21 protein-coding genes are annotated in these 21,840 nt (G+C 72.8%); 15 read left to right on the forward strand and 6 right to left on the reverse strand.

Translation table 11 applies throughout. The features are described 5' to 3' along the window. Nucleotides 1–53: 53 nt before the first annotated feature. From mmuM to AB0L45_RS22035, 5 genes are all read left to right on the forward strand, one after another. Nucleotides 54–977 carry a homocysteine S-methyltransferase gene (gene mmuM / locus AB0L45_RS22015; RefSeq protein ID WP_365842361.1) on the forward strand — a complete coding sequence of 308 codons (924 nt, stop codon included), beginning with the start codon at nucleotides 54–56 and terminating at the stop codon, nucleotides 975–977. A gap of 175 nt (nucleotides 978–1,152) precedes the next feature. Further along, entirely contained in the window at nucleotides 1,153–1,950 is a 798-nt protein-coding gene (locus AB0L45_RS22020) for a basic amino acid ABC transporter substrate-binding protein (RefSeq protein ID WP_365842592.1), read from the forward strand. Nucleotides 1,951–1,980: 30 nt separating this feature from the next. Beyond that, nucleotides 1,981–2,766, forward strand: a complete 786-nt coding sequence (locus AB0L45_RS22025) for an amino acid ABC transporter permease (RefSeq protein ID WP_365842363.1) — start codon at nucleotides 1,981–1,983, stop codon at nucleotides 2,764–2,766. Next, a complete protein-coding gene (locus AB0L45_RS22030; protein ID WP_365842365.1) occupies nucleotides 2,763–3,602 on the forward strand; it encodes an amino acid ABC transporter ATP-binding protein in 840 nt (279 codons plus the stop codon). Before AB0L45_RS22025 ends, AB0L45_RS22030 begins: the two co-directional genes overlap by 4 nt. 89 nt (nucleotides 3,603–3,691) lie before the next feature. Further along, nucleotides 3,692–4,657 (forward strand): acetylxylan esterase, encoded by a 966-nt coding sequence (locus AB0L45_RS22035; protein WP_365842367.1) that lies wholly within the window; start codon nucleotides 3,692–3,694, stop codon nucleotides 4,655–4,657. 21 nt (nucleotides 4,658–4,678) lie between these two features. Here the strand turns inward: AB0L45_RS22035 and xylA are convergent, their stop codons facing one another. Continuing rightward, on the reverse strand, nucleotides 4,679–5,842 hold the full coding sequence (gene xylA, locus AB0L45_RS22040) for a xylose isomerase (RefSeq protein ID WP_365842369.1): 1,164 nt from the start codon (nucleotides 5,840–5,842) through the stop codon (nucleotides 4,679–4,681). A 202-nt stretch (nucleotides 5,843–6,044) separates the two neighbouring features. On the opposite strand from xylA, the gene xylB reads away from it, so the two are divergent. From xylB to AB0L45_RS22080, 8 genes are all read left to right on the forward strand, one after another. After that, nucleotides 6,045–7,508, forward strand: a complete 1,464-nt coding sequence (gene xylB, locus AB0L45_RS22045; protein WP_365842371.1) for a xylulokinase — start codon at nucleotides 6,045–6,047, stop codon at nucleotides 7,506–7,508. Nucleotides 7,509–7,791: 283 nt separating this feature from the next. Further along, entirely contained in the window at nucleotides 7,792–8,094 is a 303-nt protein-coding gene (locus tag AB0L45_RS22050; RefSeq protein ID WP_365842373.1) for a hypothetical protein, read from the forward strand. Nucleotides 8,095–8,276: 182 nt separating this feature from the next. Then, complete coding sequence (locus AB0L45_RS22055) at nucleotides 8,277–9,572, forward strand: ROK family transcriptional regulator (RefSeq protein ID WP_365842375.1); 1,296 nt, start codon at nucleotides 8,277–8,279, stop codon at nucleotides 9,570–9,572. Nucleotides 9,573–9,838: 266 nt separating this feature from the next. Then, the gene (locus AB0L45_RS22060) at nucleotides 9,839–11,248 is read left to right on the forward strand and encodes a family 2B encapsulin nanocompartment shell protein (RefSeq protein WP_365842377.1); all 1,410 of its coding nucleotides are present in this window, start codon (nucleotides 9,839–9,841) and stop codon (nucleotides 11,246–11,248) included. Nucleotides 11,249–11,343: 95 nt separating this feature from the next. Then, complete coding sequence (locus tag AB0L45_RS22065) at nucleotides 11,344–12,762, forward strand: family 2B encapsulin nanocompartment shell protein (protein WP_365842379.1); 1,419 nt, start codon at nucleotides 11,344–11,346, stop codon at nucleotides 12,760–12,762. A gap of 200 nt (nucleotides 12,763–12,962) precedes the next feature. Then, a complete protein-coding gene (locus AB0L45_RS22070) occupies nucleotides 12,963–13,499 on the forward strand; it encodes a hypothetical protein (protein ID WP_365842381.1) in 537 nt (178 codons plus the stop codon). 289 nt (nucleotides 13,500–13,788) lie between these two features. Further along, on the forward strand, nucleotides 13,789–14,331 hold the full coding sequence (locus tag AB0L45_RS22075; RefSeq protein WP_365842383.1) for a hypothetical protein: 543 nt from the start codon (nucleotides 13,789–13,791) through the stop codon (nucleotides 14,329–14,331). 197 nt (nucleotides 14,332–14,528) lie between these two features. After that, the gene (locus tag AB0L45_RS22080; RefSeq protein WP_365842385.1) at nucleotides 14,529–15,764 is read left to right on the forward strand and encodes a phosphodiester glycosidase family protein; all 1,236 of its coding nucleotides are present in this window, start codon (nucleotides 14,529–14,531) and stop codon (nucleotides 15,762–15,764) included. A 21-nt stretch (nucleotides 15,765–15,785) separates the two neighbouring features. On the opposite strand, the gene AB0L45_RS22085 is transcribed toward AB0L45_RS22080, so the two are convergent. Continuing rightward, on the reverse strand, nucleotides 15,786–15,980 hold the full coding sequence (locus AB0L45_RS22085; RefSeq protein ID WP_030370182.1) for a hypothetical protein: 195 nt from the start codon (nucleotides 15,978–15,980) through the stop codon (nucleotides 15,786–15,788). 266 nt (nucleotides 15,981–16,246) lie between these two features. Between AB0L45_RS22085 and AB0L45_RS22090 the strand changes: the two genes are divergently transcribed. Further along, nucleotides 16,247–17,017 carry a YwiC-like family protein gene (locus AB0L45_RS22090; protein ID WP_365842387.1) on the forward strand — a complete coding sequence of 257 codons (771 nt, stop codon included), beginning with the start codon at nucleotides 16,247–16,249 and terminating at the stop codon, nucleotides 17,015–17,017. 16 nt (nucleotides 17,018–17,033) lie between these two features. Here AB0L45_RS22090 and AB0L45_RS22095 read toward each other — a convergent pair whose 3' ends face one another. The 4 genes from AB0L45_RS22095 to AB0L45_RS22110 are packed head-to-tail and all read right to left on the reverse strand — an operon-like array spanning nucleotide 17,034 to nucleotide 20,380. Continuing rightward, nucleotides 17,034–17,834, reverse strand: a complete 801-nt coding sequence (locus AB0L45_RS22095) for an ABC transporter ATP-binding protein (protein WP_365842389.1) — start codon at nucleotides 17,832–17,834, stop codon at nucleotides 17,034–17,036. Then, a complete protein-coding gene (locus AB0L45_RS22100) occupies nucleotides 17,827–18,615 on the reverse strand; it encodes an ABC transporter permease (protein WP_365842391.1) in 789 nt (262 codons plus the stop codon). Before AB0L45_RS22100 ends, AB0L45_RS22095 begins: the two co-directional genes overlap by 8 nt. Then, a complete protein-coding gene (locus tag AB0L45_RS22105) occupies nucleotides 18,612–19,388 on the reverse strand; it encodes an ABC transporter permease (RefSeq protein ID WP_365842594.1) in 777 nt (258 codons plus the stop codon). Before AB0L45_RS22105 ends, AB0L45_RS22100 begins: the two co-directional genes overlap by 4 nt. Nucleotides 19,389–19,417: 29 nt before the next feature. Beyond that, nucleotides 19,418–20,380 (reverse strand): ABC transporter substrate-binding protein, encoded by a 963-nt coding sequence (locus AB0L45_RS22110; protein WP_365842393.1) that lies wholly within the window; start codon nucleotides 20,378–20,380, stop codon nucleotides 19,418–19,420. Nucleotides 20,381–20,625: 245 nt separating this feature from the next. Between AB0L45_RS22110 and AB0L45_RS22115 the strand changes: the two genes are divergently transcribed. Next, the gene (locus tag AB0L45_RS22115) at nucleotides 20,626–21,837 is read left to right on the forward strand and encodes an Ig-like domain-containing protein (RefSeq protein ID WP_365842395.1); all 1,212 of its coding nucleotides are present in this window, start codon (nucleotides 20,626–20,628) and stop codon (nucleotides 21,835–21,837) included. The last annotated feature ends 3 nt before the right edge of the window (nucleotides 21,838–21,840 follow it).

Raw genomic sequence — 21,840 nt, forward strand, 5'->3', positions numbered from 1 at the left:
GACCGGGCGCGGGGGCGGGCGAGCCGCCGGGACCGGGTGAGAGGCTGGTGGCCATGAACACCGTTGCCGTCCCCTCGTTCGCCGCCGCCCTCGCCGCGGGCCCGCTCGTCCTGGACGGCGGACTGTCCAACCAGCTGGAGTCCGCCGGGCACGACCTCGGCGACGCGCTGTGGTCGGCGCGGCTGCTCGCCGAGGACCCGGAGGCCGTGGTCGCGGCGCACCGCGCGTACTACGAGGCGGGCGCGCGGGTGGCGATCACGTCCAGCTATCAGGCGACCTTCGAGGGGTTCGCCGAGCGGGGCATCGGCGCGGCGGAGACCGCCGGGCTGCTGCGGCGCAGTGTGGAGCTGGCGCGCGAGGCGGCGCGGCAGGCGACGGCGGCCGGTGCGGCGGGGCCGCTGTACGTGGCCGCTTCGGCCGGCCCGTACGGCGCGATGCTGGCGGACGGCTCCGAATACCGGGGCGCCTACGGGCTGTCGGTGGCCGAGCTGGCGCGGTTCCACCGGCCGCGGCTGGAGGTGCTGGCCGCGGCCGGGCCCGACGTACTGGCGCTGGAGACCGTGCCGGACGCGGACGAGGCACGGGCCCTGCTACTGGCGGTACGCGGCCTCGGCGTGCCGGCCTGGCTGTCCTTCAGCGCGGCCGGTGACCGTACCCGGGCCGGGCAGCCGCTGGCGGACGCCTTCGCGCTCGCCGCCGACGTTCCGGAGGTGGTCGCGGTGGGTGTGAACTGCTGCACCCCCGAGGACGCGGACCGGGCGGTGGCCGTGGCGGCCCGCGCGGCCGGCAAGCCGGTGGTCGTCTACCCGAACAGTGGCGAGAGCTGGGACGCGCAGGCGCGCGCCTGGTGCGGTACGCCCGCCTTCAACGCCGACCGGGTGGCGGCCTGGACCGCGGCGGGGGCCCGGCTGGTCGGCGGCTGCTGCCGGGTGGGGCCGGACGCGGTAGCGGCGCTGGCGCGGCAGCTGGCGGGCTGACGCGGGCCCGTACGGCGTCGTGACGGCCCGGAACGGCGGCGGGTCGTTATCCGGTCGCAACATCGACGGCGGCGACATCGGCCCTGGTCGGTGGCAGGATGCAGCCAACTCACCTCCGACCGGTGGGGGTTGGGCCGCATCCTGATCCGGAGGACCCGTGTCCGTTCGTTCCTCGATGTCCGCCACGGCCGCGCTCGTCGCGGCCGCCGCCGTCCTCGTGTCCGGGTGCACCAGCACCAAGTCCGGCCAGGCCGCCGGCGGGAAGTCGGCCGCGGGCGTCCAGCTCGTCTCCCCCGGCACGCTCAAGACCTGCACGCATCTGCCGTACGCGCCGTTCCAGGTGAAGAAGGAAGGCAAGATCGTCGGGTTCGACGTGGACCTGGTCGACCTGGTCGCCAAGGAACTGAAGGTGCCGCAGGAGATCGTCAACACGCCCTTCGAAGGCATCGAGACCGGCCAGGACTTCGCCATCCGCAAGTGCGACCTGGCCGCGGCGGGCATGACGATCACCGACCAGCGCAAGAAGGTGATGGACTTCTCCGACCCGTACTTCGAGGCCACCCAGGCGCTGATCACCAAGAAGGGCAAGCCCTACAAGAAGGTCGAGGACCTCAAGGGGAAGAAGCTGGGCTACCAGAAGGCCACCACCGGCGGCGTGTACGCCAAGCAGCACGGCCAGGGCGTCGAGCTGGTCGAGTTCGAGGACCTGGGGCTGCTGCTGACGGCCGTGAAGGCCGGGCAGGTGGACGCGGGCATCAACGACAACGGGGTGCTGTTCGACTACGTCAAGCAGAACCCGGACACCGCGGTGACGGCCGAGTTCCGCACCGGCGAGCACTACGGGATCGGGGTGCGCAAGGGCGACGACGCGCTGCGCAAGAAGATCAACGAAGTGCTCAGGAAAGCACGTGCGGACGGCAGTTACGACCGGATCTACAAGAAGTGGTTCGGCACCGCACCCCAGCAGGGCTGACCCCGCAGTCAGCATGAGGAGCCGACACTGATGCCCCTGTCCCGGCGCCGGCGGGCCCGCCTCTTCCGCGGTGTCCAGTACGCCGTGCTGGCCGCCGCCGTACTCGTCCTCGCCCTGGTCGCCGACTGGGGGACGCTGCGCCACGCGTTCTTCGACGTGGCGGTGGCCAAGGCGCTGTTCCCCGAGATCATCACCACCGCGCTGGTCAACACGGTCCAGTACACCCTGCTCGGTTTCGGGTTCGGGCTGGGGCTCGGACTGGTGCTGGCGCTGATGCGGCTGTCGCAGGTACCGCCGTACCGCTGGCTCGCCGTGGTCTACATCGAGTTCTTCCGCGGGGTGCCCGCGCTGCTGGTGTTCATCGCGCTGGGCTTCGGCGTGCCGCTCGCCTTCGAGGTCGCGCTCGACATGAACATCACCGTGATGCTCTCGCTCGGCCTGGTCGGCGCCGCCTACATGGCGGAGACCATCCGGGCCGGCATCCAGGCCGTACCGAAGGGGCAGACGGAGGCGGCGCGTTCGCTGGGGATGTCGCCGGGCCGCGCGATGCGTTCGATCGTCATCCCGCAGGCGTTCCGGATCGTCCTGCCGCCGCTGACCAACGAGCTGATCCTGCTCACCAAGGACTCCTCACTGGTCTATCTGCTCGGTCTGTCACTCGGCCAGTTCGAACTGGCGAACTTCGGCCGGGACGCCCTCAACGAGCACAAGAGCCTGACGCCGATCCTCATCGCCGGCCTGCTCTACCTCGTCATCACCCTCCCCCTGGGCCAGCTGGTCCGGCGGCTGGAGGCCCGTACCGCGAAGGCGAGGTGACCACCGTGCCCACCGGGAAGCCGGCGACGGCAGGACGGGCGATCGAGGTCGAGAGGCTGCACAAGTCCTTCGGCACGCTGGAGGTGCTCAAGGGCATCGACTTCTCCGTCGAACGGGGCGAGGTGGTGTGCGTCATCGGCCCTTCGGGGTCGGGCAAGTCGACGCTGCTGCGCTGTGTGAACCTCCTGGAGGAGCCGACCGCCGGCCGGGTCACCGTGGCGGGCACCGAGGTCACCGATCCGGACGTGGACATCGACCGTGTCCGGCGCCGTATCGGGATGGTCTTCCAGTCCTTCAACCTCTTCCCGCACCTGACCGTCCTGGAGAACCTGACGATCGCCCAGCGGCGGGTGCTGCGCCGCGACCGGGCGGCGGCCCGGCGCGTCGCCCGCGCCAACCTGGCGCGGGTCGGTCTGAGCGACAAGGAGCCCGCCTATCCGGCGCAGTTGTCCGGCGGCCAGCAGCAGCGGGTGGCCATCGCCCGCGCGCTGTCCATGGAGCCGGAGCTGATGCTCTTCGACGAGCCGACCTCGGCGCTCGACCCGGAGCTGGTGGGCGACGTGCTGGCGGTGATGCGCTCACTCGCCCAGGACGGCATGACGATGCTCGTCGTCACCCACGAGATGAGCTTCGCGCGCGAGGTCGCCGACCGGGTGGTGTTCATGGACGGCGGGGTCATCGTCGAAGAAGGGCCGCCGGAACGGGTGGTGGCTGATCCGCAGCACGAGCGGACGCGGACGTTCCTGGCCCGGGTGCTCGATCCGGCGGCCGCCGGGATCAGTGAGGTGGCGGAGGCCGGGACGCCGGGGCCCGAGGAGGAGCGGCCCGAGCCGTGAGCGACCGGTCGCCGAGCGCCGCCTGGTAGGTTGCGCGGCCGGTACGCGACGGAGGGTTCCGCCGCCCGTTCCCGACCTGGAGGCACCGCGTGTTCGTGGACCTGCCCCTCGACCAGCTGCGCAGCTACCGTCCGCCGCTGCCCGAACCCGACGGCTTCGACGCGTTCTGGCGGCGCACACTGGACGAGGCCCGTACCTACGACCTCGACGCGCGCTTCACGGAGACCGACGCGGGCCTGTCGCTGCTGCACACCTACGACGTGGAGTTCTCCGGCTTCGGCGGGCACCGCATCCGGGGCTGGTTCCTGCTGCCCCGTGAGGCGAGCGGCCCGCTGCCCTGCGTCGTGCAGTACCTCGGGTACGGCGGCGGCCGGCTGCACCCGCAGGACTGGCTGCTGTGGCCGGTGTCGGGTTACGCCACGCTGGTCATGGACACCCGGGGGCAGAGCGGTCCCGACCGGCCCGGTGACACCCCCGACCCGGTCGGCTCCCCCCACCCCGGCGTCCCCGGCAAGATGACGCAGGGGCTGCGCGATCCGGACGCGTACTACTACCGCCGGGTCTACACCGACGGCGTACGGGCCGTCGAGGCAGCGCGCGGCCACGCGGCGGTGGACGCCGGGCGCGTCGTCGTGGCGGGCGGCAGCCAGGGCGGCGCCATCGCGCTGGCCGTCGCCGGGCTGGTGCCCGGGCTCGCGGGCGCGCTGATCGACGTACCGTTCCTGACGCACGTCCGGCGCGCCGTCGAGATCACCGACGAGGGCCCGTACGGCGAACTCTCCCGCTACTTCGCGGGCGCCCGGACCGAGGTGGAGACCGCCCTGCACACCCTGGACCACTTCGACGGCCTGAACTTCGCGGCCCGCGCGAGCGCCCCCGCGCTCTTCGGGACCGCGCTGCGCGACCCGATCACGCCCGCCTCCACCGGCTTCGCCGCGTACCACCACTACGCGGGCGCCAAGCAGCTGCGGCTGTGGCGGTTCAATGGGCACGAGGGCGGCGGCGGGCACCAGCGGACGGAGGAGATCCGCTTCCTGCGCAAGCTGTTCGGCTGAGCGGGCCGCCGCCCGGGGCGGTCAGCGCGCCCGCAGCAGGTGGTCCATGGCGAGCTGGTCGAGCTGTTCGAACGCCATGCCGCGGGCGGCGGCCGCCTCGGTGTCGAAGGACTCGTACGCCGTACGGTCCGCGAGCAGGCCGGCGAGCCCGTCCTCGGCGGTGGGGCGGGCCAGCTCGTCCAGCCGGGACGCGCGCAGCGCCTCCTGGACGGCCGGGTCCGCGCGGAAGGCCGCGGCGCGCTCCTTGAGGATCAGGTAGGTGCGCATGCAGCCGGCCGCCGAGGCCCACACCCCGTCCAGGTCCTCGGTGCGCGGCGGTTTGAAGTCGAAGTGCCGGGGCCCTTCGTAGCCCGCCGTCTCCAGCAGGTCCACCAGCCAGAACGCGGCCCGCAGGTCCCCGGCGCCGAAGCGCAGGTCCTGGTCGTACTTGACGCCGGACTGCCCGTTCAGGTCGATGTGGAAGAGCTTGCCCGCCCACAGGGCCTGGGCGATGCCGTGCGGCACGTTCAGTCCGGCCATCTGTTCGTGCCCGACCTCCGGGTTGACGCCGTACAGCTCCGGCCGCTCCAGCCGTTCGATGAACGCGAGGGCGTGGCCGACGGTGGGCAGCAGGATGTCGCCGCGCGGCTCGTTGGGCTTCGGCTCGATGGCGAACCGCAGGTCGTAGCCCTGCTCGACGACGTACTGGCCGAGCAGGTCGAACGCCTCCCGCATCCGGTCCAGTGCGGCGCGCACGTCCTTGGCCGCGCCGGACTCCGCGCCCTCGCGCCCGCCCCAGGCCACGTACGTACGGGCGCCCAGATCGGCCGCGAGGTCGATGGTGCGCAGCGTCTTGCGCAGGGCGTAGCGCCGGACGTCCCGGTCGTTGGCGGTGAACGCGCCGTCCTTGAAGACGGGGTGGGTGAAGAGGTTGGTCGTGACCATGGGGACGGTCAGGCCGGTGGCGTCCAGCGCTTGGCGGAAACGTTTGACCGCGGCTTCGCGTGCCAGGTGGCCGGAGCCGAAGGGGATCAGGTCGTCGTCGTGGAAGGTCACGCCGTACGCGCCGAGTTCCGCCAGCCGGTGGACGGACTCGACCGGGTCGAGGGGGCGGCGGACGGCGTCCCCGAAGGGGTCGCGGCCCTGCCAGCCGACCGTCCACAGGCCGAAACTGAATCTGTCCTCGGGCACGGGCTGGTAGCTCATCAGAGGGCTCCCTCGGCCGACTCACCAGTTCGTCAGGGCGCTTTACAAACCGCGGCGGGCCCAAACTAATATGCGGCAGCACGCCGGGGAAGCCCCGGGACGGGCGTGGCGCACGGCATCCGGCATCCGGCATCCGGCATCCGGCATCCGGCATCCGGCATCCGGCGGGACCGTTCCCCGCGGCGCGGAGAAGGAGAACGCGATGGCTACACAGGCAGCGGGACCGCTCGTCGTCGGCGTGGACAGCTCCACCCAGTCCACCAAGGCGCTCGTGGTGGACGCCGCGACCGGCGAGGTCGTCGCCCGCGGCCAGGCTCCGCACGTGGTCAGCGGCGGTACGGCGGCCGACGGTACGGATCCGGGCGGCGCGGGCAAGGAGAGCGACCCCGAGCAGTGGTGGCGGGCGCTCGGCGAGGCGCTGGGCCAGTGCGGTGACGCCGCGCGGCAGGCGGCGGCCGTCTCCGTCGGGGGCCAGCAGCACGGCCTGGTCACGCTCGACGCGGCGGGACGGCCGGTGCGTCCGGCGCTGCTGTGGAACGACGTACGGTCGGCGCCCCAGCACCGGCGCCTGCTGGCGGAGTACGGCGGGCCGCAGGCGTGGGCGCGGCGGGTGGGAAGCGTGCCGCTGCCCGCGTTCACGGTGACGAAGTGGGCGTGGCTGCGGGAGAACGAGCCGGCGGCGGCCGACGCGACGGCCGCGGTGCGGCTGCCGCACGACTACCTCACCGAGCGCCTGAGCGGCGCAGCCGTCACCGACCGCGGCGACGCCTCCGGGACCGGCTGGTGGTCACCGGCCGAGGAGGCGTACGACGAGGAGATCCTCGGGCACATCGGCCTGGACCCGAAGGCGCTGCCGCGCCTCGCCCGGCCGGGTGAGGCGGCGGGCACCGTACAGGCCGGTGACCTACCGCTGCCGCACGGCGCGCTGGTCGCCGCGGGCACCGGCGACAACATGGCGGCGGCGCTGGGACTCGGGCTGCGCCCCGGGCAGCCCGTACTGAGCCTCGGTACGTCGGGCACGGTCTACGCGGTGTCCGCCCGGCGCCCGTCCGGCGACCCGACGGGTACGGTCGCCGGGTTCGCCGACGCGCGCGGCGACTGGCTGCCGCTGGCCTGCACCCTGAACTGCACGCTGGCCGTGGACCGGGTCGCCGCCCTGCTCGGCCTGGACCGGGAGGACGTCGAGCCCGGCGGGTCGGCGGTGCTGCTGCCCTTCCTCGACGGTGAGCGCACGCCCGACCTGCCGCACGCGTCCGGACTGCTGCACGGCCTGCGGCACGACACGACACGCGGCCAGCTGCTCCAAGCGGCCTACGACGGCGCGGTGTTCGCGCTGCTCCAGGCGCTGGACCGGATCGTGGACGAGGACGTACCGGCCGACGCGCCGCTGCTGCTGATCGGCGGCGGCGCGCGCGGGGCCGCCTGGCGGGACACCGTGCGGCGCCTCTCGGGGCGGCCGGTGGTGGTGCCGGAGGCCCGCGAACTGGTCGCGCTGGGCGCGGCGGCGCAGGCGGCGGGGCTGCTGCTGGGCGAGGACCCGGCGGCGGTGGCGCGGCGGTGGGGGACGGCGCGGGGCGCCGAGTACGCGGCGGTGCCGTGCGACACGGCGGCACGGGAGCGGCTGGCGGAGACGCTCGCGGCGGGCGGGCCACTGTTGGGGGCCTGACGACGGCTGGGGCCCCGACCACGGCTGAGGCCACGGCCGGGGGCCCGGCCGCGGCTGCGGGCCCGGCCGTGACCGCGGGCTTGTCCGTGACCGCGGACCTGACCGTGACCGCGGGCCTGACCGTGACCGCGGACCTGACCGTGACCACGGGCCTGACCGTGACCGGGGTCCTGACCACGGCATATGCCTGGCTCCGACGGGTGGTTGCCGAAAAGCCGCATCCGGAGAACGGATTCGGACGCCGCCGTACCGCGAGCGCGGATCTTGTGATGGGGTGCCGGGCATGAGCATCTTTGTTCGTGCCCGGTTCGACGTCCGCGACCGCCGGCAGGACGGCACCGAGCGGAGTGCCACCGCTCTGCACGAGGCAGCGGGCCCCGAGCCGGCCGCCCCGACCTACCGCTGGTTCACCCTTCCCGAGCCCGGCGCCTATCTGGTGCTGGAGGAGTACGCCGGCCCGGAGGCGCCCGGTGCGGCCCAGGAGAACGCCGCCGGGCTGCTGACGAGCCTGGGCCGGTGTGCCGACATGGCGTTCGCCGAGATGTACGGGCCGCTCGGGCCCGGCCGGCCGGACGCCGCCGGCTGAGCGCCCGCCGACGGCACCGCCCGGCCGGGGGCGCCGCCCCCGTACCCGTACGCACGTCCGTACGCGCCTCCGTACGCCGTACGGATCACCGACGAGACCTGGAGACCTGCGACCCGTATGGCCACTCCGCCCGCCACGACCGCCGCACCTGCCGCATCCGCCGCGCCCGTCACGAGGGCCCTGTGACCTCGGCCGGTGCCACCGGTTCCGCCCGCGCCGACACCCAGCACGGCATCCGCCGCCGCAACCTGGCGCGGGTCCTCGACGCCGTCGCCGCCGACGGGCCCGTCTCGCGGGCCGGGGTCGCCGCGCGGGTCGGGCTGACCCGGGCGGCCGTCTCCACCCTCGTCGACGCGCTGCTGCGGGCGGGCCTGGTGGTCGAGACGGGGACCGCCGTGCCCAGCGGCCGCGGGCGGCCGGGCAGCGGGCTGGCCGTCAGCGGTACCGGGCCCGTGGGGATCGGCGCCGAGATCGGTGTCGGCCACCTCGCGGTGTGCGCCGTCGACCTGCGCGGCCGGGTCCGGGCACGGGTGGCGGCCGACGCCGACGGCCGGGGCGGCGGACCCGGGCCCGTACTGCGCCGGCTGGCCGGCATGATCACGGAGGTCACCGGGCGGATCGCGCCGCTGGACCTGTGGCCCGCCGGACTGACGGTCGCGGTCCCGGGGCTGGTCGCGCGCGGCGGGACGACCGTGGCGCACGCCCCCAACCTCGGCTGGCGCGACGTCGATCCGGTCCCGGTGCTCCGCGCCCTGACCGGCGTCTCCTGCCCGCTGACCGTGGAGAACGAGGCGAACCTCGGCGCGCTGGCCGAGATGCGGCTCGGCGGCGGGCCGGACGGCAGCGGGGCGCCGCCGCCCGACTTCCTCCATGTGTCGGCCGAGGCGGGGATCGGCGCCGCGGTCGTCGTGGGCGGGCAACTGCTGCGGGGGGTACGGGGGTTCGCGGGCGAGCTGGGGCACGTACCGGTGCATCCGGGCGGACGTCCGTGCGGCTGCGGCGGGCGGGGCTGCCTGGAGCAGTACGCGGGGGAAGCGGCCGTGCTCCGGGCCGCGGGCCTGGTTCCGGGAGCGGCGGCGACCGGCCGGAGCGCGCCGCGGGCCCGCGTCGAACTGCTCGCCCGCCGCGCCGCGGCCGGGGACCGCGCCACCGTGGCCGCGCTGCGGGACGCGGGAACGGCGCTCGGTATCGCACTGACCGGGGCCGTTCACCTCCTCGATCCCGAGGCGGTGCTGCTCGGCGGCGCGCTGGCCCGGCTGGCGCCGTGGCTCCTGCCGTCGGTGGAGCGGGAGTTGGCGGCCCGTTGCGTCGCCGGGCCGGGCGGGGTGTCCGCGCCGCGTGTACGGGTGGCCGCCTCGCGGGTCGGCGCGGACGGGCCGCTGCTCGGAGCGGCGTACGCCGCGCTGCGCGCCGTGCTCGACGACCCGCTGGGCCGGTCCCGCGCACCCGCCGCTTCCCGGCCGCCGTCCGGAGCGTGACCCGTTCCGCCACCGCGTCGGCTTTCCGTGGTCACCGAACCGTCCGCCGCCGGTCCGGCGGAATCACCACGGCACACTTTCCAACAACGGATTCCACTAAACCTGTCCATCTCCCTTATTTTTTATGCCACTCTTTTGAGTGATTGCCCGGATTAAAACAACACGTCTATGTTCAGTGCGGCGAGCGGCACGGATCTCGCCTTACGGAACGGCCGCGACTCCGGCCGCCGTCCGCTTTTCAACTTCCCTAGATTGGTGGCGAAGCCGTGACGGTTACCGACGGGACAATTTCCGGCCCCGGGGGCGAAACGCCGAATTCCAGCCTGACGACGGCCGCGGCACGCCGGCTGGCCACGACCACCAAGACCGTGCCGCAGATGCAGGGCGTCACCTCGCGCTGGCTGCTGCGGCTGCTGCCCTGGGTGCAGGTCTCGGGCGGCACGTACCGCGTCAACCGGCGGCTGACGTACACGGTCGGCGACGGTCGCGTCGACTTCGCCGTCTCCGGCACCGAAGTAACGATCATCCCCGACGAACTGCGCGAACTGCCCGCCCTGCGCGACTTCACCGACAGCGGGGTGCTCGGGGCGCTCGGCGAACGGTTTGTGCAGCACGAGTACGCGCCCGGTGACGTGATCGCCGCGGCGGGCACGCCGGCCGACCGCCTGGTGCTGATCGCACACGGCCGGGTCGACCGGATCGGCGCCGGGAAGTACGGCGACGAAACGGTCCTGGGGGCCCTGGCCGGGGGTGATCATCTCGGCGACGCCCTGCTCACCGACGCCGCCGCGTCCTGGGAGTACACCTACCGCGCGGTCACGCGGGTGACCGTCATGGCGCTGCCCCGGGAGGCCGCGCGGGAGATCACCGACCGTTCACCGGAGCTGCGCGACCACCTCGCCGCGGGCAGCGCGGGCACCGCGCCGGCCCGCAACGCCAGCGGCGAGTCCGCCATCGAGGTCGCCTCCGGCCACCACGGCGAACCCCGCGTGCCCGGCACCTTCGTCGACTACGAGCTGACACCGCGGGAGTACGAGCTGAGCGTCGCGCAGACGGTGCTGCGGACCCACACCCGGGTCGGTGACCTGTACAGCGACCCGATGAACCAGGTCGAGGAGCAGTTGCGGCTGACCATCCAGGCGCTGCGCGAGCGCCAGGAGCACGAGATGGTCAACAACCGTGAGTTCGGCCTGCTGCACAACGCCGACCTCACCCAGCGCATCCGTACCCGCAACGGCCCGCCCACCCCCGACGACCTGGACGAACTACTCGCGACGGTGTGGAAGGACCCGACCTTCCTGCTCGCCCACCCGAAGGCGATCGCCGCGTTCGGGCGTCAGTGCAGCGCCCGCGGCCTGTACCCGACGGCGGTCGACTGCATGGGGCATTCCCTGCCCTCCTGGCGCGGCGTACCCATCTTCCCGTGCAACAAGATCCCGCTCGCCGCCGACGGCACCAGCTCCTTCCTGGTGCTGCGCACCGGCGAGGAGAAGCAGGGCGTCGTCGGTCTGCACCAGACGGGAATTCCCGATGAATACGAGCCGGGTCTCTCGGTCCGGTTCATGGGGGTCAACGACCAGGCCATCGCCCAGTATCTCGTCAGCGCCTATTACTCCGCGGCGATCCTCGTGCCGGACGCCCTGGGAGTTCTGGAAGACGTACAGACCGGTCAGTGAAACCTTCCCTTCCAGCCGTGGCAGACGATTGACGAACCGTTTGCCGAGAAATGACGCACGACGCCGAACGACCGACAGGAACAGGTGAACCCCCCATGACCACACCGGCGGACCCGACGTCCGACCACGGCAGCACCCCGGACACCGACCAGGTGCGCACCAGCCTGGCGACAGCCGCGGCACGCAATCTGGCCACCACGACCAAGACCGTGCCGCAGATGCAGGGGATCTCCTCCCGCTGGCTGCTGCGCGTGCTGCCCTGGACCCAGGTCTCCGGCGGTACGTACCGCGTCAACCGGCGGCTGACCCACACCCTCGGGGACGGCCGGGTCGAGTTCACCAGCACCGGTTCCGAGGTCCGGGTCATCCCCGCGGAGCTGCGCGAACTGCCGCCGCTGCGCGACTTCGACGACCCGTCGGCGCTGGAGGCACTGGCCGGCCGGTTCGTGCAGGAGGAGCACGCGCCCGGGGACGTCCTGGCCGAACAGGGCACTCCGACGGACCGGGTCATCCTGATCGCGCACGGCAAGCTGAACCGTATCGGCACCGGCAAGTACGGCGACGAAACGGTTCTCGGCGTCCTCGCGGACGGCGACCACCTGGGTGAGGCGGCGCTGCTGTCGCCGGACGCGACCTGGAAGCACACGGTACGGGCCGTGACGCGGGTGACCGTGCTGTCGCTGCCCCGTGCCGAGTACGAACAGCTCGCGGACCGCTCCCCCGCCCTGCGCACGCACCTGGAGCACTACCGCACGGCCCAGGTGCCGCCGCAGAACAAGCACGGCGAGGCGGCCATCGACGTCACCTCGGGCCATGTCGGCGAGCCCGCGCTGCCGGGCACCTTCGTCGATTACGAGCTGGCGCCGCGGGAGTACGAACTGAGCGTCGCGCAGACCGTGCTGAAGATCCACACGCGGGTCGCCGACCTGTACAACGACCCGATGAACCAGCTGGACCAGCAGCTGCGGCTGACCATCGAGGCGCTGCGCGAGCGCCAGGAGCACGAGCTGGTCAACAACCGCGAGTTCGGCCTGCTGCACAACGCCGACCTCAAGCAGCGCATCCACACCCGCAGCGGCCCGCCCACCCCCGACGACCTGGACGAACTGATCTCGCGGCGCCGCAAGACCCAGTACCTGCTGGCGCACCCGCGCACCATCGCGGCGATCGGCCGGGAGTGGAACGCCCGCGGCATCTACCCGACCGGCGCGGAGATCGGCGGCACAGCCGTACGGGCCTGGCGCGGCATCCCGCTGCTGCCCTGCAACAAGATCCCCGTCAACCCCGACCAGACCAGCTCGATCCTCGCGCTGCGCGTCGGCGAGGAGAACCAGGGCGTGGTCGGGCTGCACCAGACGGGCATCCCCGACGAGTACCAGCCGGGCCTGTCGGTCCGCTTCATGGGCATCAACGAGCAGGCGGTCATCAACTACCTGGTCAGCGCCTACTATTCGGCGGCCGTACTGGTGCCGGACGCGCTGGGCGTCCTGGAGGACGTGGAGATCGGGCACTAGGCGGACCGGTCGCGGGACGTCGGCATGATCGGCCAGGTGGGCGAGGAGGAGACCGGTTCCCCCGTGCGGGGGAACGGCTCGATGCCGTGGCCACCTCGGGGAATGACGGGACGTCAGCCCCGGGCTCGATGCCCTGGGACACCGGGCCGTGGAACCGTGCCTCTTGATCATCCTTTGCCGTCGCACCAGGAGGCCGGACCATGTCCCCACACGCCGCTCCCCGTTCAGGATTCACCGCTGCCGAGGTCCCGCCTCCGCCCCGCTGGGCCGTCCGGGCCGCTTACGCCTCGGCGCTCTCCGCGACCGTCGGGTTCATCCCGATCCATGCGATCTGGGCGCTGGGGATTGCCCTCTGGGCGGACGAGCGGAAGTTCCGGGAGTGGTACGCGGCCGGCGGCGGCCCCTACCTCCTCGTACTCAGCGGCCTGGCCCTGCTGGCAGGCATCCTGGCGGTGAGCCTGATCCGGCCGTGGGGCCTGGTGTTCCCGAGCTGGACCCCGTTCCTGGCCGGGCGCGGAGTTCCGCGCCGGACCCTGGCCGCCACGGCCTTCGCCGTCGCGGTCTTCCTGCTCCTGTACACCCTCTGGGCCGCCGTGCAGACGGTCGGCGAATCCGAGGACGACAGCATTTTCAGTCCCTGGACCGTCGTCTACGGAATTCCGCAGTTCCTGGTGTGGGGCATCGGCCTGTTGATCGCCGCGCACTCCTACCGGCGCCGCACCTCGCCCGGACACTGAGTCCCGGTCGCTCGCTTCCCGCCAGGCCGGGCGGTGCCGGATGCGTACCGGTACGCGGACACGGCTCGGCCGGAAGCGGCACGCGGTAGCCGTTCGGCACCACCTCACGGGCCCCCGGGCCGCTCATCACGGCACGGCAGCCGTGCGGCGCCCGGAGGCCGGATCCGGCCGCTTCGCGCAATTCCGGCCGTACGCCTGGCATTTGGGGGTGGCGAGACCCTTTCGGTGGAAGAACCAGGTTCTCCCGGAACGGCCCCGAAGAGCGGATCACGCCTTACGCTCCCTGGTCATGCGCAGAACAATGAGCAGATCCAGCAGGGCCGGTCTCGCCGCCCTTCTCGCCCTCTTCGTCTCTGTCCTCGGCCTGGCCGGCGCCTCCCCGGCGTCCGCGGCCGACACCCCGACGCTCGCCTTCACCGTGGACAAGGCGCAGGCGACCCCGGGCTCGGACGTCACCCTGACCATGACGTTCACCAACACCGGCACCGCCGATGTGCGGTTCGTGTGGCAGTCGTTCCAGCCCACCTGGGAGACCTCTTCCGCGAGCGGCCTGAAGTACACCTGGAAGACCTGTACGGCCGACACCGGCGTGACCTGCACCCCGGGCGCGGGCGCCACGTACTCCGTGCCGATCGCCCCCGGCGCCACCCGTAAGGTCACCATGACCTACACCATCGGCGCCGACTCCTCCTGCGGCTATCCCGACGTCGCCTTCTACTCGTACATCTACACCGAGTTCGCCGGCGGCCTGCCCGCCAAGGACGGCACCTTCTTCACCCCCGCCACCCGCGTGATCTGCCCGGCCACTCCCCCGGCGGGCGCGCAGGTCTGACCGGGCCGCGCCTCGCGCGCGTTCCGTCCCCTGTCAGCTTCCCGCCGCTCCGGTCCAGGGGCGTGGCCGCGCCCCCTGGGCCGGTGGGGCGGAAGCGACACGACGGCCGTACGGCGGTTGTACGGTTTTCCGACACCTCCGGGCCATAGTGGGCTCCTCGTACCCATGGGACCGTTACCGCGATGTCTGGGGGGATCGTGAAGATTCGATTCGTTCGTGCACGGGCGGTGCTGACGGCACTGACGGCGTGGGGCGTACTGGCCGGCAGCGGGGTGGCCTCCGGAGCCGCTTCGGACGGCGGCACCCTGCGGCTGGGGCAGCCGGCCCGCGTCGCGCCCGGGGTGACGTACAGCGCCTTCGACGTCGTCGTGGGGCGTGGCACCGCGCACGGCCACCTGCTGACGGTGGATCTGACCGACCGGCGCGTCATGGTGGACCTGCTGTACCCCGGCGTGGTCGGCGCGCGCTCCCCGGTCTCCCGGCTGGCCGACGCGCGGGCCGCGGTGGCCGCCGTCAACGCGGACTTCTTCAACATCACCGAGACCCAGCACCCCGGTGTCGAGGCGACCGGCGCGCCCGTGGGCCCGGCCATCGCCTCCGGGCGGCACCTGAAGGCGGCCGTGCCGGACGGACAGCGCTTCGGCCCCGCCCTGCCGCCCGGTACGAACACCAAGGACGTCATCGGAGTCGGCTTCGACCGCCGCGCGCGGCTGGACCGGCTGACCCTGCGCGGCGCCGTGGTGACCCCCGAGGGCGCGCTCCCCCTGAAGGGCCTGAACCAGTACGCGCTGCCGGTGAACGGCATCGGCGCGTTCACCTCCCGGTGGGGGCCGGCCTCACGCGTCCGGGCGACGTGCGGCACGGACACCGACCGGGCCGCGCCGTGCAGCACGGAGACGTACGAGGTCACGGTCCGGCAGGGCCGGGTGACGCAGGCCACGCAGGTGCCGGGCCGGGGCGGCATCCCCCGCGGGACGACGACGCTGGTCGGCCGGGAGGAAGGCGCCCGGCAGCTGCGCAAGCTGCACGTCGGCGATCGCGTCCGGGTCGGCCACGCCCTGACCGGCAGACGGCCCGCACCGCTGCGCTTCGCCGTCGGCGGCTTCCCCATCGTCCGCGACGACGAGCCGCTGGCCGGTCTGGACCCCGTCACCCCGGCCGTACGGACCTCCGCCGGCGTCGCCGCCGGCGGGCGCCGGCTGTTGCTGCTGGCGCTGGACGGCGCGCCGGGGCGAGCGGGGATGACGGTACGTGAACTGGCCGGCCTGATGGGCCGTCTGGGGGCCCGGGACGCGGTGAACCTGGACGGCGGCGGCTCCTCCACCCTCGTCACGCGCGAACCGGGCAGCCCCGGGTCGACCGTACGCAACCACCCCTCGGCCGGCGCGGAACGGCCGGTCCCGAACGCCATCGGCGTGTTCGCGCGAGGGTGAGAACCCGGAGCACGGGGGAATTCAGGGCCGGACGCTGCTGACCACGTCGGCGGCGCCGGACAGGCCGTTCTGGATGTCCGGTGCGAGGCTGCTGCCCGCCAGGTAGAAACCGAGCAGCATACAGACGAGGGCGTGCGTGAATTTCAGCCGTCCGCTGCGCAGGAATACGACGGTCAGCACGACGAGCAGCACGACGACCGAGATCGAAATGGCCACGACATAACCTCCTCACCCCGCCGCCCGAACGGACGACAACGGGCGCCAGTGTCGCTTATCGCGTCCCCTTCCCCGGGTCTTCGCGGGTGCGCCATACAGGTGATCACTACGGGTCACCGGTGGGCGCGGCGGTCGCCGGGCCGCCGGCGTTCCTCGCCGGACGGGAAAGGCCGCCGGTGGCGCGTGTCCGCAGCGGACGGCCGCGGGACCTCGGTCCGGGCCCTTCGGCTGCCCGAACCCTCGTGCGCGGCGCCTATATTCGTCGAATGAGCACATCGCGGGGGCGGCGCGCACTGCGCCGCTGGATACCGAACCAGCACGGTGCCTGGGCCATGCTGGTCGTACCGTTCCTGGCGGGCGCGCTGCTGGGCGGGTTCGACGCGTGGCACGCCGTATTGCTGCCCGCGTGGCTGCTGGCCTATTGCACGGCGTTCCACGGGCAGCAATACGTACGGTTGCGCCGCGTTTCCCGCAATCCCCGTGCGCCGCGCCGCCATCTCGCGCCGCTGGCCGGATTCGGTGCGGCATTCGCCGTGTGTGCGGTGCCGCTCGCCGTGGCCCGCCCCTGGCTTTTGCTCGCCGGGTTGTGCGCGGCGCCCTTCTTCGCCGTCAATGTCGGGTACGCGTACCGCAACAAGGAACGCGCCACGGTCAACGGAATCGCGGCGGTGGTGCCCGCCTGCGGAATGCTGCTGGTCTCCTACCGGCTGGGCAGCGGCACCGTCGATTCCGGCGCCTGGCGGGCCGCCGCGGCCTGCTTCCTGTATTTCACCGGGACCGTGCTCCATGTGAAGACGATGATCCGCGAGCGCGGGAGCGAGGTCTTCCGGGTGGCGTCGGCGGTCTACCACGGGCTCGCGGTGGTGGCCGCCGTCCTGCTGGAGCCGTGGCTGGCGGTGCCGTTCGCCGTGTTCTTCCTGCGAGCCGTGGCGCTGCCCGCCCGCGACCTCAGGGTCGCGGTGGTCGGCGCTGTCGAGGTGCTGTGCTCGGTGCTGCTGCCGGTCTTCCTCGTGTGCGGCCGGCTGTTCTCCGGCTGAGGTCACCCGGCCCGGGTCACTCCGGCTTCCAGGCCGGGGCGCCCTCCCCCGCCACGCCGCTCTTGGCGTGCTTGATCTGCGCGTAGACGTGCGCGCGCAGTTCGGCGAAGCGCGGCGCGGAGCGGGTGATGATCTGGTCCCGGGCGGACGGCAGGTCGACGGTGAGGTCCTCCTGGACGACGGTGGGCGCCGAGGACAGCACGATCACCCGGCGCCCCAGGTAGACCGCCTCGTCGATGTCGTGGGTGACCAGCAGCGTCGTCACCCCGAGCCGCTGCCACAGCGCGAGCAGCAGGTCCTCCAGGTCCGCCCGGGTCTGCGCGTCCACGGCGGCGAACGGCTCGTCCATCAGGAGCACCTGGGGCTCGTACGCGATGGCGCGGGCGATGGCGACGCGCTGCTGCATGCCGCCGGAGAGCTGCCACGGGTGGGCCGCCGCCGCGTCGGCCAGGCCGACGGCGGCCAGGGCCTCCTCGACCAGTTCGCGGCGGCGCGGCGCGGGGACCTTCTTCTCGCGCAGCGGGAGTTCGACATTCTTGCGTACGGTCATCCAGGGGAAGAGGCTGCGTCCGTACTCCTGGAAGACGACGGCCAGGCCCGGCGGCGGGCCGGTGACACGGCGGCCCGCGACGCGCACCTCGCCCGATGTCGGTGACAGCAGTCCGGCGAGGCACTTGAGCAGGGTGGTCTTGCCGCACCCTGAGGGCCCCACGACGCACACCAGGTCGCCGTCGGCCACCCGGAAGTCGATCTTCCGTAGCGCCTCGACGCCGCCGCGTCCTTCGTACACCTTGCCCAGGCCGGTGATCTCAAGCATGTCGTCCCCGCTCCTCGCCGCGCGCCAAGTGCCAGGCCAGTATGCGGCGTTCGGCGGCCCGGAAGGCGAGCGAGAGGCCGAATCCGAGCAGTCCGAGGACGACGATGCCGCTCCACATCTCGGGGATGGCGAAGCCCCGCTGGAAGAGGACGACGGTGTGCCCGAGACCGGAGGTGCTGGCGAACATCTCCCCGATGACCATCAGGATGATGCCGATCGACAGGGCCTGCCGCAGGCCCGCCATGATCTGCGGGCTCGCGGCGGGCAGCACGAGGTGGCGCAGCCGGGCGGCGCCGCGCAGCCCGAAGCAGCGGCCGGTGTCGTCCAGCACCTCGTCCACGGCGCGGACGCCCTCGACCGTGTTGAGCAGGACGGGCCACACGCAGCCGGAGACGATCACCAGGACCTTCATCGCCGTGTCCAGGCCCGCGAGCAGCATGATCAGGGGGACGAGGACCGGCGGCGGCACGGCGCGGAAGAACTCGAGTACGGGCTCGGCGGCGGCCCGCAGGGTGCGCGAGGAGCCGATGGCGACGCCGAGGCCGACGCCCAGCAGGCCCGCGAGGGCGTAGCCGGTGAGCAGCCGGCCCACGCTGGGCAGCACGTCCTCGGTGATCCGGGCCGAGAACCACACCTTCGCGAAGGCGGTGGCGACCCGGTCGGGGGTCGGCAGGTAGAAAGTGGGGTCGGCGGAGCTGTACGCCCACCAGCCGAGGACGAGCAGCACCGGCAGGCCCAGGACGCGCAGCAGGCGCAGGCCCGCCCGGCGCGCCGCGCTCATCGCGCCACCTCGCCCCGTACGGCCGGGTGCCAGGCCAGCACCCGGCGTTCCACGGCCCGCACCAGCGCGTTCACGGTGACCCCGACCAGCCCGGCCAGCACGATCAGCGCGTAGACCTCGGTGACCGCGCCGCCGGACTGGGCGAGCTGGATGCGCAGCCCCAGCCCCGGACTGCCGATGACCAGTTCGGCGGTGACGGCGAGGATGAACGCCACCGCGGCGGCCAGCCGCACGCCGGTGAGCACGTACGGCAGGGCCGTCGGCCACACGAGGTGGCGCAGGTGGGCCCAGCGGCCGAAGCGGTAGCTGCGGGCGGTCTCCCGGGCGACCGGGTCCACGTCGGCCACCCCGTACAGCACCTGGATGAGCACCTGCCAGAAGGAGGCGTAGACCACCAGCAGGAGGGTGGAGCCGGTCTCGGCGCCGAAGAGGAGGGTGGCCAGCGGGATCAGCGCCACGGACGGGATGGGGCGCAGGAACTCGATGGTGGAGGCGGTGGCGGCGCGCAGCCCCGGTACGGCGTCGATGAGCACGCCGAGCGCGACGGCCAGGCAGCAGGCGATGGCGAGGCCGAGCGCCCAGGAGCGCAGGGTCTCGCCGAGCGCGGTCCACAGGGTCGGGTCGCCGAGTTCGGCGGCGAGGCGGCGCAGGATGGCGGTGGCGGGCGGCAGGTGGCGCGGGTCGACGAGGCCGAGCCGGGGCACCGCCTCGGCGACGGCGAAGAGGCACGCCAGGCCCGCCAGGCCGAGGCCGGCGGCGCGCGGCGCGCTCATCGGCGCCCCGGCGCGCACCCCTCGGCGGGTCACGGCAGCAGCGCGCCGACGTCGGCGGGCCGTTGCAGGACACCGTCCTTACGGGCGAAGTCGGCGATGGTCCGTACGGACGCGCGGTTGATCGCGGTGGGCCACTTGGGCAGCACGATCCGCCGGATCACCGCGGGCGGGATCTTGGTGTATCTGCCGAGTTCCGCGCGGACCGCATCGGGGTGCGTACGGGCGTACGCCAGGGCCCGGTCGATGGCGGCGGTGAAGCGTTTGACCAGGTCCGGCTTCTCGCGGAGCAGTTTTTCGCTGGTGAAGTACATGGCGACGGTGAGGTCGTCGGTGGCTTCGGCGAACGGCCAGCACACCTCGTGGGCGCCCTGGTCCTTGGCCTGGGTCTGGAAGGGCTCGACGGTCCAGATGGCGTCCACCCGCCCGGCGGCGAGCGCGGCGGGCATGTCGGGCAGCGGGATCTCGGTGAACTCCAGCTTCTCGGGATCCCCGCCGGCCCGGCGGACGGCGGCCCGGATGGTGGTGTCACCGATGTTCTTGAGCTGGTTGACGGCGATCCGGTGGCCGGGCAGGTCCTTGGCCGACGCGATGGGGCTGCCCTTGGGCACGAGGACGGCGCTGTAGTCCTTGCCGGGCCCGGCCTGCCCGGTGGAGGCCACGCCGTTGGCCACCGCCTTCAGGGGCAGTCCCTGTTCACGGGCGGTGAGCAGGGTGGTGGTGTTGCTGAAGCCGAAGTCGAACTGGCCGCTGACCACGCCGGAGGAGCTGTACGCGCCGCCCTGGACGGGCGTGATCTTCGCGTCGATGCCCTGCTCGGCGAAGAAACCGTGGGACCGGGCCAGGTGGACCGGTGCGGTGTCGACGATGGAGAGCGCGCCGATCTCGATGCTGTCCCGTCCGTCGCCGTGCGCGCCGGACCCGTCGTCCCCGCACGCCGTAAGGGTGAGAAGGAGTGCTGCTGCCGCCGCCACGGCGGCCCGTAAGCGATACACGCGGGAACCGTAGGGGCGGCAGGGGACGTCGTCAACGGTGCAGGGGCAACAGTCGCACATCGAGTCGGAAGGGGACCGGCGAGGCAGCACACCAGGAACGCGGACCACGGACCACGCCACCGCGCGGGCGCGACACGCCGGGGTGGCGCGGCGTGTCATGGATCACGTCACGCAACGCAACGAAATGCAGATGGTTCGCGTCTTAGCGGCCGACATCCGCCGGACCGCTCCACGGAAAGCCCCGAATGAACCCTGCCCCCGCTCCTCACCGCCACCGCGCGCCGCGCCGTGCGCGGGCCGCGCTGGCCCTGGTGCCGCTGCTCGGCATCGGCGCGCTGACCGCCTGCGGAGGCCCCGCGGCGTCCGCGACCAAGGGCGCTCCGGTACGGGTGTCGCTGAGCGCGGCGAACGGGGTCAAGACGGTGCAGGCGGGCGACAAGCTCCAGGTCAGCGCCTCCGGCGGCACCCTGACCCAGGTCGTGGTGACCGACCCGAAGGGCCGCCGGCTGCCCGGCGGGCTGGGGGACGGCGGCCGGGTGTGGACCTCCCACGAGCCGACCGTGCCGGACACCAGGTACTCGGTGGTGGCCGAGGCCAGGAACGCGCGGGGCGGCACGAACACGGTCAAGGAGTCACTGACCACCGCCCAGGCGGACAAGCTGAACAAACTGGTGCTGAGCCCCGGCTCGCAGGGCGCCACGGTCGGCGTGGCGCAGCCCGTGTCGATCACTTTCGACTTCCCGGTGACCGACAAGGCGGCCGTGGAGAAGCACCTGAAGGTCACCACCGACAACGGCACCACGGGTGCCTGGGGCTGGGTCAAGGACTGGTCCGGCAAGGACCGGGTGGACTGGCGGCCGAAGGAGTACTGGAAACCGGGCACCAAGGTCGGGCTGCGCGCCGCCCTGAACGGAGTGGACTCCGGTGGCGGCCGCTACTTCGCCAAGGACTACGACCTGAACTTCACCATCGGCGCCAGCCATGTGATCAAGGTCGATCTGGACACCAAACATCTGACGTTCACCGAGAACGGAAAGGAGGTGAAGGACATTCCCTTCTCCGCCGGAAAGCCGGACCAGCAGCACGCCACCTGGACGGGCATCTTCCCGCTCATGGCGAAGGAGGGCACGATCACCATGAACTCCGAGACCGTGGGGCTGGGCGACGCGTACGACAGGACGGTCCGCGACGCCATGAAGCTCACCAGCTCCGGCACCTACGCGCACGCGGCGCCCTGGAACGCCGGCAAGGTGGGCCGGACGAACGACAGTTCCGGCTGCATCGGGCTGACCGACGCCGACGCCGACTGGCTCTACTCCAAGGTCCGCGTCGGTGACCCGTTCGAGGTCACCGGTTCCTCCGAACGGGGGAGGGCGGCCGAGAACAACGGACTCGGGGACTGGATGGTCGACTGGCCCCAGTGGCAGAAGAAGAGCGCCCTCCCATCGAGCAGCTGACCC

This window comes from Streptomyces sp. NPDC052496, from assembly GCF_040679095.1.
GTDB lineage: Bacteria > Actinomycetota > Actinomycetes > Streptomycetales > Streptomycetaceae > Streptomyces.

Coding starts and splice junctions, on each gene's coding strand:
- mmuM (WP_365842361.1), top strand. CDS start 54: ATGAACACCGTTGCCGTCCCCTCGTTCGCCGCCGCCCTCGCCGCGGGC.
- AB0L45_RS22020 (WP_365842592.1), top strand. CDS start 1,153: ATGTCCGCCACGGCCGCGCTCGTCGCGGCCGCCGCCGTCCTCGTGTCC.
- AB0L45_RS22025 (WP_365842363.1), top strand. CDS start 1,981: ATGCCCCTGTCCCGGCGCCGGCGGGCCCGCCTCTTCCGCGGTGTCCAG.
- xylA (WP_365842369.1), bottom strand. CDS start 5,842: ATGAGCTACCAGCCCGTGCCCGAGGACAGATTCAGTTTCGGCCTGTGG.
- xylB (WP_365842371.1), top strand. CDS start 6,045: ATGGCTACACAGGCAGCGGGACCGCTCGTCGTCGGCGTGGACAGCTCC.
- AB0L45_RS22050 (WP_365842373.1), top strand. CDS start 7,792: ATGAGCATCTTTGTTCGTGCCCGGTTCGACGTCCGCGACCGCCGGCAG.
- AB0L45_RS22065 (WP_365842379.1), top strand. CDS start 11,344: ATGACCACACCGGCGGACCCGACGTCCGACCACGGCAGCACCCCGGAC.
- AB0L45_RS22070 (WP_365842381.1), top strand. CDS start 12,963: ATGTCCCCACACGCCGCTCCCCGTTCAGGATTCACCGCTGCCGAGGTC.
- AB0L45_RS22075 (WP_365842383.1), top strand. CDS start 13,789: ATGCGCAGAACAATGAGCAGATCCAGCAGGGCCGGTCTCGCCGCCCTT.
- AB0L45_RS22090 (WP_365842387.1), top strand. CDS start 16,247: ATGAGCACATCGCGGGGGCGGCGCGCACTGCGCCGCTGGATACCGAAC.
- AB0L45_RS22095 (WP_365842389.1), bottom strand. CDS start 17,834: ATGCTTGAGATCACCGGCCTGGGCAAGGTGTACGAAGGACGCGGCGGC.
- AB0L45_RS22100 (WP_365842391.1), bottom strand. CDS start 18,615: ATGAGCGCGGCGCGCCGGGCGGGCCTGCGCCTGCTGCGCGTCCTGGGC.
- AB0L45_RS22105 (WP_365842594.1), bottom strand. CDS start 19,388: ATGAGCGCGCCGCGCGCCGCCGGCCTCGGCCTGGCGGGCCTGGCGTGC.
- AB0L45_RS22115 (WP_365842395.1), top strand. CDS start 20,626: ATGAACCCTGCCCCCGCTCCTCACCGCCACCGCGCGCCGCGCCGTGCG.